The organism is Streptomyces sp. NPDC101166 (assembly GCF_044768125.1).
In the GTDB taxonomy this organism is placed as follows: Bacteria; Actinomycetota; Actinomycetes; order Streptomycetales; family Streptomycetaceae; genus Streptomyces.
Genome location: NZ_JBIWPF010000381.1, coordinates 1 through 1,024 on the forward strand (window position 1 = coordinate 1; position 1,024 = coordinate 1,024).

At 65.6% G+C, this 1,024-nt stretch carries 1 protein-coding gene; it reads right to left on the reverse strand.

Going from position 1 to position 1,024, the window contains the following annotated elements; all coding sequences use genetic code 11:
• Nucleotides 1-73 precede the first annotated feature (73 nt).
• On the reverse strand, nt 74-967 hold the full coding sequence (locus ACIRS4_RS39275) for an STAS domain-containing protein (RefSeq protein ID WP_357284127.1): 894 nt from the start codon (nt 965-967) through the stop codon (nt 74-76).
• Nucleotides 968-1,024: the final 57 nt, after the last annotated feature.

The window sequence follows — 1,024 nt, forward strand, 5'->3', positions numbered from 1 at the left end:
AGCGCTGATTGCACCGACGCGATGAGATAGGTGCCCTGCTTCAGAATGGGTACCGGCATGTGCCCCGCCCTGGTTACCGTCCGTCGCGGTCGGTGACGCGCGACACTTCGTAGCCGAGCAGCCGCTCCGCTTCCTCGATGCCACCCTGGAGGTCACCGACGGCATTCATCTTCGACAGATCCAGGCCGATGGTGACCAGGGTAAGCGCGATCTCCGACGACAGGCCGGTAATGATGACATTGGCGCCCATCAGGCCCGACGCGTCGACGGTCTGCACCAGGTGGTTGGCCACCGTGGAGTCGATCGCGGGCACACCGGTGATGTCGATGACGACGACCTTGGCGCGGTTGGCGCGAATGGCGCGCAGCAGCTGCTCGGTGAGCTGCCGGGCGCGCTGCGAGTCCAGCACACCGATGATGGGGAGGATGAGCAGCTGCTCACGCACCTGGAGCACCGGGGTGGAGAGCTCGCGAATCGCCTCCTGCTGCTGGCGGATGACGCGCTCGCGCTCCTGCACGAAGGACACGGCCACGGTGTTGGCGATCCGGTTCGCGGCGGGTTCGTAGGCGTCGAGCACCAGCTTGAGCAGCTCGAAGTCGGACTGGTACTTCTCGAAGAGGCTGCGCGCCAGCACGTCTCGCAGCAGGAGCACGATGCCGACGACCTCGTCGGTCTCGACGCCTCGGGGGATGATGCGTTCGGACAGGTCGCGCGCGTAGGCCTGCAGCGCCTCGACGCTACCGGTCTCGAGCACCTCGACGTAGTTGTCGTAGACCGAGGTCGCTTCGGAGAAGATCTCCTCGGGGGTCATGGCGGTGAGCAGCTGGGCATCGGTGATGCGACGGGCCCACTCCTCGCGCAGTTCGGTGCGGTTCTGCCGCAAGTGCTCGACGAGCTGCGGGAGCAGATTGTCGACGGAATTCGCGGGCAGCGAATCCGCCGAGAGACCGATGGACACGTCGGACATGGAAACTCCTGCCCCTTTCGCTAAGGCCAGGTCGGGTGCTCACTTCCACGACCGTAG

Excerpts from the sequence above, each read along its gene's own strand:
- ACIRS4_RS39275 (WP_357284127.1), bottom strand. The coding sequence starts at position 967 with ATGTCCGACGTGTCCATCGGTCTCTCGGCGGATTCGCTGCCCGCGAAT.